Origin of the sequence: Zoogloea sp. LCSB751, assembly GCF_002028455.1 — a bacterium.
GTDB lineage: Bacteria > Pseudomonadota > Gammaproteobacteria > Burkholderiales > Rhodocyclaceae > Zoogloea.
In genome coordinates, this window is record NZ_MWUM01000021.1 from 82,327 (window position 1) to 99,227 (window position 16,901).

The window sequence follows — 16,901 nt, forward strand, 5'->3', positions numbered from 1 at the left end:
CTCCGGAGTTCCGCCATGCCCGTCCTGCTTTCCCCTCCTGATGCTTCAGCCCTGTTCCCGGTTGCCGGTGTTCGCCTCGGTGTGACCGAAGCGGGTGTTCGCAAAGCCAACCGGAAGGACCTTACGCTGATCGAACTGGCGCCGGGCTCCCGGGTTGCCGGCGTGTTTACGCAGAACCGCTTTTGCGCCGCGCCGGTACAGGTGTGCAAGGCCCATCTGCCGTCCGGAAACATCCGGGCGCTGGTAATCAATACCGGTGTCGCAAATGCCGGTACCGGTGAGCCCGGTTTGGCCGCCGCACGGGAAACCTGTGCCGCAGTGGCCGCCCAGTTGGCTGTGGAGCCCAGTCAGGTGCTGCCGTTCTCTACCGGTGTGATCCTCGAACCCCTGCCCGTGGATCGACTGGTGGCGGGGCTGCCGGCTGCGAAGTCGGCCTTGAAGGCGGATGGCTGGCATGACGCCGCCCACGGCATCATGACCACCGATACGGTGGCGAAGGCCACCTCCCGCCAAGTCCGCATCGGCGGCAAGACGGTGACCCTGACCGGGATTTCCAAGGGCGCCGGGATGATCAAGCCTAACATGGCGACCATGCTCGGTTTTCTGGCCACGGACGCTGATGTGGCACAGCCGGTGCTGGACGCGCTGCTGAAGGAAGTGGCCGATCTTTCTTTCAACAGCATCACGGTGGACGGCGACACCTCCACCAACGACAGTTACATCCTCATCGCCACTGGCCAGGCCGGCAACGCGACCATCGCCGACACGACGTCGGCGGACTACGCGGCCTTCCGTGCCGCGGTGCTCGAGGTGTCCATCTGGCTGGCTCAGGCCATTGTGCGCGACGGCGAGGGCGCGACCAAGTTCATCACCCTGCAGATCGAAGGGGGCAAGGATCGTGAAGAGTGCCGCAAGGTGGGCTACGCGATCGGCCATTCCCCACTGGTCAAAACGGCCTTCTTTGCATCCGACCCCAATCTGGGACGGATTCTGGCTGCGATCGGCTATGCCGGCATCGGTGATCTGGACGTTTCCAAGCTGCGTGTCTGGTTGGCCAGCAACGGCGAGGAGGCCTTGGTCGCTGAACAGGGCGGGCGTGCCGCAAGCTACCGGGAGGAGGCTGGGGCGCGGATCATGGCGGCAGCGGAGATCACCATCCGGGTCGATCTGGCCCGTGGCGCGGTGTCAGCGACCTTGTGGAGCTGTGACTTCTCGTACGATTACGTGAAGATCAACGCGGACTATCGTTCGTAAGAAACCATGGAGTGCGCTGTGTCAAACGTTCTGGCGCAGCGCATCCACCACCTCCAGCCGTGTCACCTTGAGCGCGGGCAGGATGGAGGCCAGTATCGTGGCGAACAGTCCGACGCAGGCTGAGGACAACAAAGTCGCTGGTACGATCCGGATGTAAGCGGTATAGCCGACATTGGCGTTGGGGGGCGGTGGCATGGATATGCCAATGGCTGAGATACCCAAGGCGATCAGTGTGCCGATCAATACGCCGAGCAAGGCTCCCGCCAGGCCGATCGTCGCGCTTTCCATGATGATCAGACGTACGATGTCTCTTGAGCGATTGCCGAGTGCCTGCATCGTGCCGAACTCGCCCTGGCGTTCGAAGACGCTCATATTCACGCTGTTGCTGACGGACAGCAGGACCATGAGCAGGATGATGAACTGCAGCACGCCGAATTGGCGTTCATAGAGCTGGACGGTCTTGTCGTAGAAGTCTGAAAGATTCTTCCAGCTGCGTACTTCGTAAGGACTGTTCGCCAGTTCAGCGGAGATCTCGCGGAGGGCCTTGTCGGTATCTTCCGTCTTGTGCAGTGACGCCACAAGTAGATTGGCTCCCTGGGTGAACATGAGCTCTCTGGCGGCTGCAAGTGGGATGCGTACTGCGCGGGCGTCGAAATCCTTGGAAAAGCTCTGGAACACACCAATGACTTCAAAGTCGAGGGTGTTCATGGCCCCTTCCGCTGCCGACAGCACGAGGGTGACGCGATCGCCCGGATTGAGGCCCAGCGTCTTGGCTACGCCTTGGCCGATCAGAATGCCATCACGATCCTTGTCGGTCAGGTGGCGCCCCGCGGCAATCGTGATGAAACTGCCGAGTTGGACTTCCTTGTCCGGCTCGACGCCTTCGCCGAATATGGACAGGTCACGCTTGCCGTTATTGAGGAGGCCGGTGAAAAAGATGCGTGCCATGACCTCGTCGACCGCCGGGTTGCTCTTGATCTGCTTGACGAGCGCTTCAGGGGCGTCGATCAGAAAGCGTTCGGGTGATCGGGTGCCTTTGCTGAGGAAGTCCTTCTTGAAAACCTGGATGTGTCCGGTCTGGGAGTGGATGATCGCTTCGCCCAGTTGGATATAGGTGTCCTGCACGAATCCGCCTGCCAGGATCAGACCCGTAACGCCGAAAATGATTGCGGCAAGGGTCATTGCGGTCCGGGTCTTTTGCCGGAGAACGTTGCGGAGGGCGAGTTTGAATCGCATGATCAGGTCGTGTTCAGCGTTGATGACGCAGGGCGTCAACTATGATCATCCGCGATGCCTTCCAGGCTGGCAGGATGCTTGCCAGCAGGGTAGTCAGCACAGCCAGGGCCATCGCCTCGATCACCAGCTCCCCGTTGACATTGATGTGGCCGGTGAAGCCAGTTGTCATGCCAGGGGCGGGGGGCATCGGGATGCCGAAATGGGAGATCACGGACGCGAGTACTCCGCCCACGGTGACACCGATGGCTCCACCCATGAGGCCGAGCAACAGGCCTTCGAGCAGGAACATGCGCATCACATCGCGGCGCCGGAGTCCAAGGGCCATGACAGTACCGATTTCTCCGGTGCGCTCGATGACAGCCATGGAGAGCGTATTCGTGATTGACAGTATGATGATGATTGCAATCAGGAGTTCGACCCCCCCGATCTGGCGCGACATCAAATCCACGGTTTTCTTGTAGAAGTCGGCGAGTTCGTGCCAAGCCACGAATTCGATGTCTGTGCGATTGCTGTCGGCCTTGATTTGGGCGAGCAAGCTGTCTGTGTCCTCGGTGTGGTCGAGCAGCACCAGCCAATTGGTTGCGCCGCTGACTTTGGAGAGCTGTTGGGCAATCGGGAGCGGCGTACGCAGGAAGGCGTCGTCATAGGCCTTGGTTGCCGTGATGAACAGGCCCCGGATGCGGCACTCAACAGCGCTGATGCCTCCCTTTGGGGTTGAGGCCAATAGCACTACCGTGTCTCCCGTCTTGATCCCTAGGTTGGCAGCGAGCCCTTCGCCGACCACGATTCCGTTGGGCTCGTCGGCCGACAGGGGTTGTCCATCGACGATGACCAAGCCCAGGCTCAGTTCCTTTTCACGGGTCGGGTCTACGCCCTCACCGGAAAAACCGATGCTGGAGTCCTGATGGCTGATCAGTCCCGTGAACACCAGGCGTGGAGCGATGGTCTTGACGCCAGGCGTGTGTTCTATTTGCTGGAAGAGAGGATCTTGCTGCGACAGCAGGTACGCATACGGGTTTGCAAGTCCTTTTTCAAAGAACCCTGGCCGCACGATCTGGATGTGTCCGAGCTGCGAACGGATTGTCGCTTCGCGCATGCTGTTGAAAATCCATTGGACGAATCCACCGGCCAGCATCAGCGCAATGACACCCCCGGCGATCGTAGCCAGGGCCAGGAGAGAGCGCCGCCGCTGACGGATAACGTTGCGGAAGGCGATCTTCGTGTCTTGAAAAAAAATGTCTGGCGACATGGGAAGTCGAGGCACTCGTCGATGCACATGTAGTGTTCTGCATCTTACCCGAGTTTGGTGTGGTCACCGGGCCAGAGTGCTGGTCAGCCCGGGAACCAGGGGGTGGCAGGGGTATGTCGGATTTTTTTACATGAGCGGCGATTTTGGGCACTCCTGAAGTCAAGGTGTTTTTTTAAGTTGTTGATTTGTATGTTCGTATTTTATTTGGCATGGGTGTTGCTAGATGTTGGTACAGCCGCATCTTGCTAGCATCCAAAAACCACTTAGTAAGGAATGATCATGATCAAGAACAAGCTCGCAATCCTGTTCGCTAGCGGCGCCATGTTGCTCGCAGGGCAGGCAAACGCATTCGTGTTTAATTTTGGCCCTAGCGCTGGTTCGGTGAATTTCACTGAAATCGACTGGGCGTCCAACGGTTCGGCCTGGGTGAACGGCTTCGCCGGCGGTATCGATCCCACGACGGGTGCCGTGCTGGGTGTTGGCTCTACCTTCGACCTGTTCTACATTTCGAAGGCTGCTGCCCTTAACGATGGCAACAACACGACGGCGACCCTGGCCTTCAACAATATCTTCAGCGCTACGGGTTCTACTGTTGGCGAACTGACGATCTTCGCGTCGATCAAGGAAACGATCACCAAGATTTCTGTCAACTCCTCCGGTCAGATCGTTGCCGATTTTTCGGTGGTTGCTGGTACTTGGAACGTCTTCTATGACAAGACTCCTGATGCCGATCTCGTGAGTGGCCTGAATTTCTCCGACGGTATCGCTGTTCTGGGTGGTACTTTCAACGCGGGTGTTACGGGCTCCTTCACCAACATCATCGGCGCGCCGGGCGTTCTGGGCGCCAACGGCACCGGCTCCAACTTCCTCGATGGCAAGGTGACGTCCGTGGATTCGGCCTATGTTCTGCCGAGCCCCGAAGACACCAATGCTTCTACCACGCTGCAGTATGGAACGAGCGCTCAGGGCTGGGTTCGTCCGACCGCTTTCAACGGCCTGGGCGGTTATGGCCCTACCGATACTCTGTCGAGCTTTGTGCTGAAGGCTGATGCCAACCAGAACTTCACCAAGGTTCCGGAACCGACCTCCATGGCTCTTGTTGGTCTGGGTCTGGTTGGTCTGAGCGCTCTGCGTCGCCGCATTGCCAAGTAAAGACAGCTAATAAAAAGCCCCTCGCTTGCGGGGGGCTCTGCTGGGCCTGTCCCTACTCTGCTTGTTGAGCAGAGTAGGGATTTTGTTTTTTTGACGTGTGCGAGGCGATCCGTGAGTACGAATTCGCATGCGTCGCGGCATGGGGCTTGGCCGGCGTAATGTCTCCGGCGCTTAGACGAGTGAGGATTCCGCCGTTTCGATCGTGTCGGCAACTGCCCGGAAGAAACGCGCCGCCGGCGCGCCACCCATAAGTCGCCGGTCGAAACTCATGATCAGCATCATGGTGGGACGGATCTCGACTTTCCCATCGACGGCAATCGGCCGTTCCTTAACCATTCCGAACGAAAAGCCAATTGGCCAGGGCCAGTTGCCGACCAGCATGTCGACACCATACTTCGCGGGTGAGGAAACCATGACAGAGCCGCCGCGATGCTCCACCCACAAGCCAGGCAACAGTCTTGGAAACTTGAGTACCGTGCGCGCCAATGGTGCAGGTAGGGACTTGACTACACGTTGCAGAAGCGCCCAACGTTCTCCATGGGGCCCTTCGGCCTTGGCAAGATGCTGTAATTCGGTGGTCAGCTTGACCAAGTCCAGCGTATCCGTATTGCGTATCGTGCCGGCGTAGACCGCCTGCTCGATGCCGGGCTCGTCGCGTTCGACGGCGACCGTGACGTGAATGTTTTCTAGTTGAATGATGCGCTTGAAGAAAGGCCATTCAAGGGTCATCCTGTTCGCGTAGGGATGCTTCTTGAGCATCAAGGAAACGGCTCGTGTCACGAAAGCCGTATATGAAGGCTTTATTCCTTGGTTTTCCCCGATTCTGGCTCTGAGGCGAACGCACTGCGTCATGTCTATTTCGGAAAGCATGGCAACTTTGTTGTCGCCATGGTTTTCGACGTTCATGCCGCCGATGACTTCAAAAAACCTATTCCGGGGCAAGAAGGAAAATTCGCGCATTTATTTTGCTCCTTATAGGAGGTTGTTCAGGCTTGGTATTGCGCCTGCGAAGGACCTGCGGATTCTTCGTATTCGTCGGGGCCTCAGGGAACGGAGCCGTCTCTTTCCGCATCGGCTCCGATCTTTCGACCGCCATGTCTGGCAGATGAGATCGCATCAAGATCAGCGTGCAAGTCGGATCGATTGGGTAGATAGCCTTTGTCTGCTGGCCAATATCATACACATGGGATGTTCTGGGCGATTGCCTCAATTTGCGAGACCGAGGCGCGATATGGCTTCTGTGAGGCGTAGGCGGTTGTCGTAGCAGGACATGATTTTTGCGTGGCGTTCGGTGCGGTCACGAAGGTGCCTGTCCGACATCATTGCTCTGGCCAGGACAGGGAGTTGGCCGCTGTTGATGTTCTGGTTGCGCAGGCATTGCGCCAGACCACACTTTTCAAGGTAGTGCATGTTGAGGTACTGGTCCAGATTGCCGGGAATGCCCAGTACAGGTACGCCTCTCGCTATGGCCTGCGCTGACGTGGGGCTGCCACCGTTACAAACGACGAGGCTTGCTCTGGCCACAACCTGGTCGCCGGGAAGGTAGTCGGCGCTGAAGACCTGAGGATATTCAGGCAGGTCACGTGTCCCGGCGGTGGCGACGACCAATTGCGCGCCGAGCGACGTAAGCTGGCGTATCACCTCGGGCAGGAGCCTGCCGTCTCCCGAGCTCCCGAGTGTCACGTAAATCACCGCTTGGGCAGGGTCGAGGGAGCTCCACCAGTCCGGGAGCGGAATGTCCGGTGACCAGTTGATCGGGCCCAGGAACGATCCGCCTGGAATGTCTCCGGTCAGTCCGTAGGTTTCTGGAATATCGCTGAAGAGATCCAGGTCTGCGTCGGTGTATACACGACGCAGGTCGCCGCCGAGAGATGGCAGGCCGTAGTGACGGCGCAACGCATTCATCGGCCGGGCGTGATACGCGAAGGCGAAGGGGCGTGCAAGATCGAATAGAAATTGCGACAGACCGACGCCGAGATAGGGAACCATCGGGAGATCAGGTACGACGAAGCGTGGCTTGAAGGCCGGACTCCAGTAGGCGTTGGTGATGGTGGCGTAGGGGATCTTTTGGCGGCGGGCCGATACCGAAAGGGAAATTCGAAAGTCGCCGATCACGATATCAGGTCGGTAGGCGGATAGAACCGCCTCGTCTTCCATCGTGTAACGCAGGAGGGTCTCAAAGTCGAAAACCGGTTTCCCTTCCGCGAGATTGGCGATGAAGCGCTCTTTCCCGGTGGGCGCAAGCGTGTGTGTCAGTCCTTTGAACGAGGCTAGAAAGCGTGAGGACTCCTGTGATGCCGCGAGGATGACGTCGTGCCCATCGGCGAGCAGGAGTTCGGCCAGATGGAGTGGCCGCCCAAGGTGCGCCAGGGTGACGTCATGGGCCATCAGAAGAATTTTCTTGGGCGTCATGACGAAGTCCTTGGCATGGATATTGGCTGTGGGCGAGCGGGTTTGCAGCGATTCTGAACAGCCCGGGAGGGTGTGTCCAGCCTTCGGTACGTGAATCGTGCCTGCAGCCCGGTGCCCGGTGGTGTGGGGCGGACGGGGCTGCATATGCAAGCCAGCTCACCTGGCCGTGAATCTGAAGCGCCGGTGGCGGGAGACTTCAGCCGGGCGGCGGCTGGAGGAAGAGCACGCCAAATCTGCATTCCGTCGTCAGGGAGCGGGCGGCGGACTCCTCATCCTTTTCGGAGAAAGACAGACTGCATTCTTCTACAGTGGCTCTGCCAAATTTCTTGATGGTGGAAAGCAGCTCGATGAACCTGTCCTCGTGAGCAACGCGGGCTCGAATGTGCAAGGGCATCTGCTTGACCAACGGCAGCGGCATATTCGCGCGCTCTTCGCCCAAGGCGATTGCCGGACTGAACTCGTAATCAGTGATTTCAATGCCGGGTGAGGTGCTCAGGGCCTGGATCCCTTCGATCCAGAAGACCCGGTCCGGCTCCGGGGGGAAGCCGCTTTTCAGGTGTCGGGCCCAGGATGTCAGGGCATCTTGCGTGAGCCGTTTGGTTTCCAGGGACTGCTGGTAACGTGTTTCGAGCATGGCAAGGCGGGATTCTGCCGCAGCGCTTGACTGCCGGGCGTCGGTGCGCCATTGGAGGCTGACTGTCAGGACTGCCGCGCCTGCGGCGATGAGAACGCCTGAAATCCATAGGGGGCGCAGTAATGGACGGAAGCGCTCGGCACGTGGCTTCATGGCGTGGCGGCAGGGAGTTCGAGGTGAACAACGAGTTGGGGGGCCTGGGCTTCCGCCTTCAGTACCGCCGGGCTGAGCGCTCGAGTGGCCATCATTTCAACGGGAACCTGCTGGGTGTGCAGGCGGGCACCAGGAATCGTGTGCAATGCGGTAAGAATTCGTTGTGCATGGGCGACCCGTTCTCGCGCGCCTTCGTAAGGAAGTGCGAAGTGAAGGATCAAACGTTGGCCGAGAGCTGCTGCATCCTTTGCCGGGTCAGCGCCGCGATTGGCGCTCCAATCTATCCGGCGTAGTGCAATGTCCGCTATCGGGCTCAGGGCGACGGCCAGTTGGCGCAAAGCCGGCTCGGGGCCCGTACTTGCGGTGCTCCGTCGTCGAAGTGCATCGAGGGTGGCCTGAAGCTGGGGCAGTGGATAGGGTGGGGTGGGGCTGGCCGCCACCAGTGCTGCCAGGGTGTGTTCGGCGGCGTCACCACGGGTCTTGGCTGCCGCGCGTCGTTGCTCCAGATCCTGGATTTCCTGCATGTGGACGATGGCAAGCGCCCAGCATAGGAACAGGATGCCAACGGCGGCGGCCTTGAGCGCCAGGCCGATCTGGCTGAGCTGGTTGGAGAGCAGGGCATCAGCAGGCGTGGCCTGCGGTAGTCGAGGATGGTTGTTGAGCAGATGCAGCAGGAAGGGCAGACAGCCTTCCCCGTCAGGACTGGGCTGAGGTGTGCCCGGGGCCAGCGGCAGGATGGCCTGCGGGACGAAGTGCAGATCGCCCTGCGCCGGGGAGGTGTCCGGTACGGAGGCAGCATCGTCCATCGGCGGTGCCAGCAGGTAACACGTGCATGACGTGCTGTGGGTGACGAGGCGTTGGCTGAGCAGATGGCGGTGAGCTTCCCGGGCCTCATCCTGCCATTGGGATGCCGGGGGCTGGGCATGGGAAGAGCCTGGGCGCAAGCGGCTGAACAGCAGCCGTTGGCCTTCGAAACAGGAGACTCGCAGACCGGCGGGCGTGAGCAGTCCAAGCAGCACAGGCCCTGGTGCTGCAGGAAGGTGACGCATGACGGTGGCTGCGACAAAAGGAGCGGGAACGAGCCGCTTCAAACGATGGCGGTTGCGCTCGATCGCATCGAGCCACGGGACGATGGCAGACGGGCGGCTCAGGGCCGCAAATAGAATGCGTTCGTCCCGTCTGCCCGACTGCTCGCGATCGAGGTATTGGTGGGCCACGAAGGGCGTGTCGGGAAAGATCTGCGCCTGCCGCCGTTCCCGTAGACGCTTGCGGTCAGGGCCGCGGACATGGGGCACGGTTTCGATTTTGAAGCGCTCGTCAGGCAGGTCGACCAGGAGGGTGAAGGATGTGCCGGCCGTAAATCCACCCAGCCAGCGTGCGAAGGCCTCCTGGCCGGCCGGTTCGGAGGCGAAATGTCCGTCGTGCTCGGTTGTCCGCTCGTGCTGGCGATAGCAGTGCAGGCCGTCCGGCGCGAGATAAAGGAGCGGAGGGCTGCCCATGATCAGAGTGGCATGTGGGTGATGATGTCGTATACCGGCATCAGGATTGCGCTCATCACACCCAGCAGCAGTGCGCCGAGGACGAGTGTCAGCAAAGGTTCGATGCTGGCTTGCAGGCGCTCGATCGCCTCGCGGACGTCCCGGTCATAGAAGTAGCTGACATTGGCGAGGGCCGTGTCGATGGCGCCGGTGTTCTCGCCGATCCGCAGCATGCGGGTCACCATGGGCGGAAACAGATCCACGGCGAGGAAGGCCTCGGAGACTTGCCGGCCGTCCTCGATGGCTCGTCCGACCTGTTGTAGCCCATGCTGCAGGGCGGTGTTGCCGACCACGTCTTCGGCGGTCTTCAGGGCGTCGATGATGGTGATGCCGGATGCGTACATCATGGCGAACAGACCGGTGAAGCGGGCCAGGATGATCTTGTTCAGGATCGCTCCGATGATCGGCAGGCGCAGGAGTGCGGCATCGAAGCGCAGGCGCAGTCCCGCATGGCGGCGTACCGCCATGCGGGCGCCAAGGGCGCTGGTGGGCACGGCGACGGCCAGCAGCCAGCCGTAGTCGGCCAGCAGGCCGGACAGGAGGATCAACTGGCGGGTTTGCCAGGGCAGGGGCCGGCCGGTGCTGTGGAACAGGCGGGCGAGTTCGGGCACGACATAGAGCAGCGCGACGCCGAGTGCGGCCAGGATGACCACGGTGACGATGGCGGGATAGATGGCGAGGCGGCGTGAATGGGAGGCCAGTTCGTCGTCGCGCTTGAGGGCTTCGGAGAGGCTGCGGAGTATGTCCGGCAGGCGACCCGACAGCTCGCCGGCCCGGATCAGGTTGCAGAACACCGGGTCGAACACCCGGGGATGGCGGGCCAAGGCTTCCGACAGGGTGAGGCCGCCCTCGATGGCCTGGATGGTGTCGGCGATGACCTGCCGGAAGGGCGGGTGGTGGATGGCGTCGCGCAGGTCGGTAAGGCTCTCTATGATCGGTACCCCGGCGCGCAGGAACTGCTCCAGGTGAAAGCACAGCTTGATCAGTTCCCGCCGGGAGATGGGGCGCTGCCGGTGCAGCCAGTGGGAGGCTGTGACCGGCTTGCCGTGGAGCAGATCGAGATCGAGGTCGCGCAGGCGTTGCTCGAGATCCACGAGATCGGCGGCCTGCAATTGTCCCCGGACTCGTTGGCCGTGGGCGTTTACGGCCCGGTAGGCAAAATCGGTCATGGCCGTGCGCGCTCGGTAAGGTCGATCACCCGTGCCAGTTCCGCGAGCGTGGTGCTGCCTTCTAAGACGCGCCGGGCTCCGTCTTCGGCGAGGCCGACAAAACCGTGGTCCCGTGCCGTGTTGAGGATCTCCCGCGTGGATGCGCGACGAGCGATCAGTTCATCCAGGCCGGCATCCATGCGCAGCAACTCGATGATGGCCAGCCGTCCGCGATAGCCCTGGAAGTCGCACTGGGGGCAGCCTTTGGCGCGGTACAGAACGGGGTGTGGCTGGTTGGCGCCGAGGCCGAGCAGGCGCAGTTCGTGTTCTTCGGCAGGGTAGGCCTCGCGGCACGCCGGGCACAGGCGCCGCACGAGTCGCTGGGCGACGATGCCGATCAGGTTTCCAGCCAGGATGTCCGGCAGGATGCCGATGTCCAGCAGACGCGGAATCGCGCCGACCGCCGAGTTGGTGTGCAGGGTGGAGTAGACCTGATGGCCGGTCATGGCGGCCTGGAGGGCCATGCGCGCGGTATCCGCATCACGGATTTCCCCCACCAGGATCACGTCCGGATCCTGGCGCAGCATGGCCCGCACGCCGTTGGCGAAGTCGAGTCGGGCCGCGTCGGCGACGGCGGTCTGGCGGATCATGGCCAGTGGGTATTCCACCGGATCCTCCAGCGTCATGATGTTGACGTGCTCGGTATTGAGATGGTTGAGGATGGAATAAAGGGTGGTCGTTTTGCCGCTGCCGGTCGGCCCGGTGACGAGGATCAGTCCTTCGGGGCGGGCGATCATCAGTTTCAGCAGCTCGAATGCTGCCGGTGCGAGGCCCAGCCCGCCCAGGCTGACAATCCCCCGCTGACGGTCGAGCACGCGTAGCACGATGTTTTCGCCGTGGAGGGTGGGCTGGGTGGCGACGCGGAAATCCACCGGCCGTCCGCTGACCTGCAGCGAGATCCGGCCGTCCTGGGGCGCGCGGGTTTCCGCGATGTTGAGGCCGGCCATCACTTTCAGGCGGACGGTCATGGCGGGCCAGTGGGACTTGTGCAGGACACGTATCTGCCGCAGCAGGCCGTCCAGACGATAGCGAATGCGCAGGAAGCCGGCTTCGGGTTCGAAATGGATGTCCGAAGCGTTGCGTTTGACGGCGTCGGTCAGTAGTGAATCGACCAGCCGTACAACCGGCTGCGCGTATTCGCTGCGGGTCGTGCCTCGGCTGCGCCCATCCCGCGTGCCGGTTTCGATTTCATGCAGGATGCCGTCGATGGACAGCGTGTGGCCGTAGAACTGATCGATGGCGCGCGCGATTTCCGATTCGCCGGCAAGGCGCGTCTCGATGGTGGTGCCGGCGGGCAGCATGCCGAGTAGCTGGTCGCGGGTGTCGGTGTCGTTGCCGTTGCCCGTGGCGACGAGCAGCTGGCGACGTGTCGCGTCGTAGCTGAGGGGCATCAGCTTGAGGCTGCTGGCCAGCTCATGGGGGATCAGGGCCAGCGCTTCGCCGTCCGGGATCTGGGTGCCGAGATCGACGCTGGTCTGCTCCAGCGCATGGGCCAGCGCGTCGCGGAGCACCGCTTCGGACAGAAAGCCCAGTCGTACCAGTTGCTGGCCGAGCAGGCCGCCGCCCTGGCGTTGCTCATGCAGTGCGATATGGAGCTGGTCCTGGCTGATCAGGCCGAGATGCAGGAGGGTTGCGCCGATGGGGCGCGGGACGGCGTCCATCTTCATGGCGGGCTGCTCATGGCTGTGCCGGCCTGTCGGCGGGCGGTGTCGGAAAGTTACGCTCGCCGGGGCGGGGCGCTTCCCTGAAGAAGTTCTCCCCGGGAAGGAGGCGTCGCAGGTGGGCCGTGTCAGCGACGAAACTGGGACCGCGCATGACGACCGGGCGCAGGAATATCACCAGCTCGGTCTTCTGGATGCCGTTGTCACGATTGGTGAATAGTTCGCCCAGTAGCGGGATGCTGCCGACGACTGGGACCTTGCCGGTCTTGTAATCGATACGGTCTTCCATCAGGCCGCCGAGAATGGCGGTTTCGCCGTTGGCTACACGCAGTATGGATTCGATCTCGCGGGTGCGGATCTGGGGCACCAGATTGGCGACACCGGCCGGAATGTTGGGGTTCGGATCGCGCCGAAAATCGGAGATGCTGGAGATCGTCGGACGGACGTTGAGGATCACTTCATCGGCTTCACTGACATGGGCGGTGACTGTCATCACCAGGCCGACGGACACCGCCTGCGGGGTTGTGCTGACGGTGGTCAGCGCCCCGGCATTGGTCGTCTGGGTGGTGTCGGCCTTGACGTTGAAGTAGACGTATTCCTCCACCACTTTCAGTGCGGCGGTCTGGTTGTTCAGGACCGACAGCTTGGGGCTGGACAGCACCTTGACGGTCCCGAAGCCCTCGAGGAGCTTCACCGTCGCATCGATGCCACCGGCACTGGAGAAGGTGGCACTGAAGGGCGTTACCGCATTGCCCGCACTGCTGCCCAGGCTCGGGCCGGTGATGCCGAAGCGGGTACCGCTGGCCAGCACCCGGCTCCACTCGATGCCCTGCCGGAAGGTGTCCGACAGGCTGACCTCCAGGATGGTGGCCTCGATGAGCACCTGGCGGTGCGCGGCTGTCATCACCTGTTCGATGAATTCGCGGACCTTTTCGTGCTGGCGTCCGGTAGCCCGCACGCTGAGAACGCCGCTCTCCCGATGGGCGACCACCGATGCGGCCTCCCGAAAGGTGGATTTGTGCACCAGCGTCGTGCTGCTGTTCTGCGTCGACGCGGGGCTGGCGCCGATGCGCACGTTGTTGCGCGCCGGCTGTGCCGGTGTGCCCCGATTACGGGTGCCGGCCGGGCTGGCCGCCGGGAGAGGGGCGCTGCCGGTGGTGGTGCTCGTCTCGGTGTTCTCGATCAGGGTATCGCTCGAGCCCTGGGGCAGGATCTTGTCGGTTTCGTGCAGGAGATCGCGGATGTTCTTCTCGACCGATTCCCAGAACTGGTTGCGGGACGTGTTCTCGATGCGCGTGGCAGAGACATTGCCGCCGCTGACGGGATTGGCGGCGGGGGCTGCGTTGCCGGCCTGGGTGACGCCGGTACCGCTGGTGGCGATCTGGGTGTTGGTGGCAACGGTTCCTGAAACCGTGCGACTGAGGTTGACGTAATCGAGTCGATAGTGGTGCAGGAAGGGCGTGTCGGGCATGACCAGCAGGGTGTTGCCATCGAACTCGAAGCGCATGTCCACCTGCTTGGCGATGCGCGCCAGGAGCTGGGGCAGGGTCTGGTTGATGGCGTTGAGGGTGACCGTGCCGCTCAGCCCCGGGTGGATGTCGATGTTGATGCGGGCATCTTTGGCGAGAGCGAACAGCAGATCCTGAACGCGCACGTTGGTGACGACGATCGAGTAGGTTTCCAGCCGCTCTGCCTGAGGAGGGCCGGGGGGTGGTATGACATCCGCCGGTGCTGGCGTCGTCCTGTGCTGAGGCTGTGTGAGGCTCGGCGTGCCGATGTGTGCGCCTGCGCCCTGTTCCGGCGGCACGGAGGTGCAAGCTGCCAGGAGCAGGGCAAACACCTGGTACAGGCTGGAGCGAGGTGGCATGGTGGTGGCGAATGGGTTATGTCATTCGAGTTTATGCCAAAAAGATTGTGTTGGAAATGGGCCCGCATGGTGGCCTCCGCTTCCGAAGGAGCCGGCAGGGTGCTGGCTCCACGCCTGCCGAGCCAGCCCTGAGCGGGTGTAAGTCATGTGTAAGATTGATAACTTCTAATGGTGCCCGGAAGCAGGATCGGCCCGCCCAAAAAGCCACTAGAAGCAGGCGTCGCCCAGCGGTCTTGCTCCCCACCCTGCCAAGGTTTTAACGCAACCGCGGTTGCACACTCATAACACGAGGAGAGGCGAAAAATGACGAGCGAAACCACCCAGAAGTTCTACTATCCGTCCGAAGAGGTGGTCAAGAACGCTGCCGTGTCGGGAATGGAAGCGTACAAGGCCCTGTGTGCCGAAGCCGATCAGGACTATGAAGGTTTCTGGGGCAAGCGCGCCAAGGAGCTGATCGACTGGCAGACTCCCTTCACCCAGGTTCTCGATGAGAGCCAGGCTCCGTTCTTCAAGTGGTTTGCCGACGGCAAGCTGAACGTCTCCTACAATTGCCTTGATCGTCAGGTCAAAAACGGCCTTGGCGACAAGGTTGCGCTGATTTTCGAGGGCGACAAGGGCGATATCGCCAAGGTTACCTACTCTGACCTGCTGACCCGCGTCAGCAAGTTCGCCAATGCGCTGAAGAGCCAGGGCGTCAAGAAGGGTGACCGCGTCGTCATCTATCTGCCGATGTCCATCGAGGGCGTCGTCGCCATGCAGGCCTGCGCCCGTATCGGCGCCACCCACTCCATCGTCTTCGGCGGTTTCTCCGCCCAGTCGCTGGCCGACCGCATCAACGATGCCGGCGCCGTGCTGCTGATCACCTCCGACGGCCAGAACCGCGGTGGCAAGGCCCTCCCGCTCAAGTCCATCGCCGATGAAGCGCTGGCCAGCGGCTGCCCGACCATCAAGAGCGTGATCGTCGTGAAGCGCACCGGCGGCGAGACCGCCATGGTTGCCGGCCGCGACATCTGGGCCGACGAACTGGTCGCCCAGCAGTCCGACGTCTGCGAACCGGAATGGGTCGAAGCTGAACACCCGCTGTTCCTGCTCTACACCTCCGGCTCCACCGGCAAGCCGAAGGGGGTTCAGCACTCCACCGGCGGCTACCTGCTGCACGCCATCCTGACCATGAAGTACACCTTCGACATCAAGCCGGACGATGTCTTCTGGTGCACGGCGGATATCGGCTGGGTCACCGGTCACACCTACATCACCTACGGCCCGCTGGCCTGCGGTGCCACCGAAATCGTCTTCGAAGGCGTGCCCACCTACCCGGATGCCGGCCGTTTCTGGAAGATGATCCAGGACCACAAGGTCAACATCTTCTACACCGCGCCGACCGCCATCCGCTCCCTGATCAAGGCTGCGGACAACACCCCGGCGGTGCATCCCAAGAACTACGATCTGTCCAGCCTGCGCATCCTGGGTTCCGTCGGCGAGCCGATCAACCCCGCTGCCTGGGAGTGGTACTACGAGAACGTCGGCGGCAGCCGCTGCCCGATCGTCGATACCTTCTGGCAGACCGAGACCGGCGGCCACATGATCACCCCGCTGCCCGGCGCAACCCCGCTGATCCCCGGCTCCTGCACGCTGCCCTTCCCGGGTATCCAGGCCGCGGTGGTCGACGAGACCGGTACCGAAGTGCCCTGGGGCCAGGGCGGCATCCTGGTCGTCAAGCGTCCGTGGCCGTCCATGATCCGTACCATCTGGGGCGATCCGGACCGTTTCGTGAAGTCCTACTACCCGGCCGACTTCCAGGGCAAGCTGTACCTGGCGGGCGACGGTGCGATCCGCGACAAGGACACCGGCTACTTCACCATCACCGGCCGTATCGATGACGTGCTGAACGTCTCCGGTCACCGCATGGGCACGATGGAAATCGAATCCGCCCTGGTGGCCCACGAGAAGGTGGCCGAAGCCGCCGTGGTCGGCCGTCCGGACGATCTGACCGGTGAGGCCATCGTGGCCTTCGTGGTGCTCAAGGGTGCCCGCCCGACCGGCGACGAAGCTGCCAAGGTGGTCAAGGAACTGCAGAACTGGGTTGGCCAGGAAATCGGCCCGATCGCCAAGCCGAAGGACATCCGCTTCGGTGAGAACCTGCCGAAGACCCGCTCCGGCAAGATCATGCGCCGTCTGCTCCGTCAGCTGGCCAAGGGCGAGGAAATCACCCAGGACACCTCGACGCTGGAGAATCCGGCAATCCTCGAGCAGCTCAAGTAATTTCAGGCCCGGCAATTTGCCGGGCGCGACATCCCCGGCCGGGAGGCCGGGCAGTCCGCAACAGGCGGCCCTTGAGCTGCCATACAACTAAAGACATGGAGACCGCGGACTGGTCGAAGGAAAACAGGGGAGGAACCCGGTGCTGTTCGACCGGGGGTTGAGGGGGAGAAAAAGGCGCGTTCATCGCGCCTTTTTTTCGTGTGCGCCCAGCATGGGCGCACGCCTGCGGGTGCAAGTCCCGCTGCGAGCTGGTCACAGTGAGCAAAGTGAAGCGC

Annotated in this window: 12 protein-coding genes; 3 read left to right on the top strand and 9 right to left on the bottom strand. The window is 62.0% G+C overall.

Annotated features, from left to right (window positions below; all coding sequences use genetic code 11):
* The first annotated feature begins 15 nt into the window (after nucleotides 1-15).
* On the top strand, nucleotides 16-1,254 hold the full coding sequence (gene argJ, locus B4920_RS19720; RefSeq protein WP_079436392.1) for a bifunctional glutamate N-acetyltransferase/amino-acid acetyltransferase ArgJ: 1,239 nt from the start codon (nucleotides 16-18) through the stop codon (nucleotides 1,252-1,254).
* A 21-nt stretch (nucleotides 1,255-1,275) separates the two neighbouring features.
* Here the strand turns inward: argJ and B4920_RS19725 are convergent, their stop codons facing one another.
* Both B4920_RS19725 and B4920_RS19730 read right to left on the bottom strand, forming a co-directional pair.
* The gene (locus B4920_RS19725; RefSeq protein ID WP_079436408.1) at nucleotides 1,276-2,490 is read right to left on the bottom strand and encodes an ABC transporter permease; all 1,215 of its coding nucleotides are present in this window, start codon (nucleotides 2,488-2,490) and stop codon (nucleotides 1,276-1,278) included.
* A 13-nt stretch (nucleotides 2,491-2,503) separates the two neighbouring features.
* Nucleotides 2,504-3,739 carry an FtsX-like permease family protein gene (locus tag B4920_RS19730; protein ID WP_079436393.1) on the bottom strand — a complete coding sequence of 412 codons (1,236 nt, stop codon included), beginning with the start codon at nucleotides 3,737-3,739 and terminating at the stop codon, nucleotides 2,504-2,506.
* A 279-nt stretch (nucleotides 3,740-4,018) separates the two neighbouring features.
* Between B4920_RS19730 and pepA the strand changes: the two genes are divergently transcribed.
* Nucleotides 4,019-4,891, top strand: coding sequence for a flocculation-associated PEP-CTERM protein PepA (gene pepA, locus B4920_RS19735; protein WP_161493346.1), 873 nt, complete (start codon nucleotides 4,019-4,021; stop codon nucleotides 4,889-4,891).
* Between the two features lie 171 nt (nucleotides 4,892-5,062).
* On the opposite strand, the gene B4920_RS19740 is transcribed toward pepA, so the two are convergent.
* The 7 genes from B4920_RS19740 to mshL form a co-directional block, all read right to left on the bottom strand.
* Nucleotides 5,063-5,851, bottom strand: coding sequence for a 2-oxo acid dehydrogenase subunit E2 (locus B4920_RS19740; protein ID WP_079436395.1), 789 nt, complete (start codon nucleotides 5,849-5,851; stop codon nucleotides 5,063-5,065).
* 246 nt (nucleotides 5,852-6,097) lie between these two features.
* Nucleotides 6,098-7,303 carry a glycosyltransferase gene (locus tag B4920_RS19745; RefSeq protein ID WP_161493347.1) on the bottom strand — a complete coding sequence of 402 codons (1,206 nt, stop codon included), beginning with the start codon at nucleotides 7,301-7,303 and terminating at the stop codon, nucleotides 6,098-6,100.
* A 196-nt stretch (nucleotides 7,304-7,499) separates the two neighbouring features.
* Nucleotides 7,500-8,090 carry a hypothetical protein gene (locus B4920_RS19750; protein ID WP_139379569.1) on the bottom strand — a complete coding sequence of 197 codons (591 nt, stop codon included), beginning with the start codon at nucleotides 8,088-8,090 and terminating at the stop codon, nucleotides 7,500-7,502.
* Nucleotides 8,087-9,589, bottom strand: a complete 1,503-nt coding sequence (locus B4920_RS19755; RefSeq protein ID WP_079436398.1) for a hypothetical protein — start codon at nucleotides 9,587-9,589, stop codon at nucleotides 8,087-8,089. The genes B4920_RS19750 and B4920_RS19755 overlap by 4 nt, the downstream gene beginning before the upstream one ends.
* 2 nt (nucleotides 9,590-9,591) lie before the next feature.
* A complete protein-coding gene (locus B4920_RS19760) occupies nucleotides 9,592-10,797 on the bottom strand; it encodes a type II secretion system F family protein (RefSeq protein WP_079436399.1) in 1,206 nt (401 codons plus the stop codon).
* Nucleotides 10,794-12,497: a GspE/PulE family protein gene (locus B4920_RS19765; RefSeq protein ID WP_088179511.1), complete on the bottom strand. Its 1,704-nt coding sequence runs from the start codon at nucleotides 12,495-12,497 to the stop codon at nucleotides 10,794-10,796. The genes B4920_RS19760 and B4920_RS19765 overlap by 4 nt, the downstream gene beginning before the upstream one ends.
* Before the next feature lie 16 nt (nucleotides 12,498-12,513).
* Nucleotides 12,514-14,364, bottom strand: coding sequence for a pilus (MSHA type) biogenesis protein MshL (gene mshL, locus B4920_RS19770; protein ID WP_079436401.1), 1,851 nt, complete (start codon nucleotides 14,362-14,364; stop codon nucleotides 12,514-12,516).
* Nucleotides 14,365-14,667: 303 nt separating this feature from the next.
* Between mshL and acs the strand changes: the two genes are divergently transcribed.
* Complete coding sequence (gene acs / locus B4920_RS19775) at nucleotides 14,668-16,626, top strand: acetate--CoA ligase (protein WP_079436402.1); 1,959 nt, start codon at nucleotides 14,668-14,670, stop codon at nucleotides 16,624-16,626.
* Nucleotides 16,627-16,901: the final 275 nt, after the last annotated feature.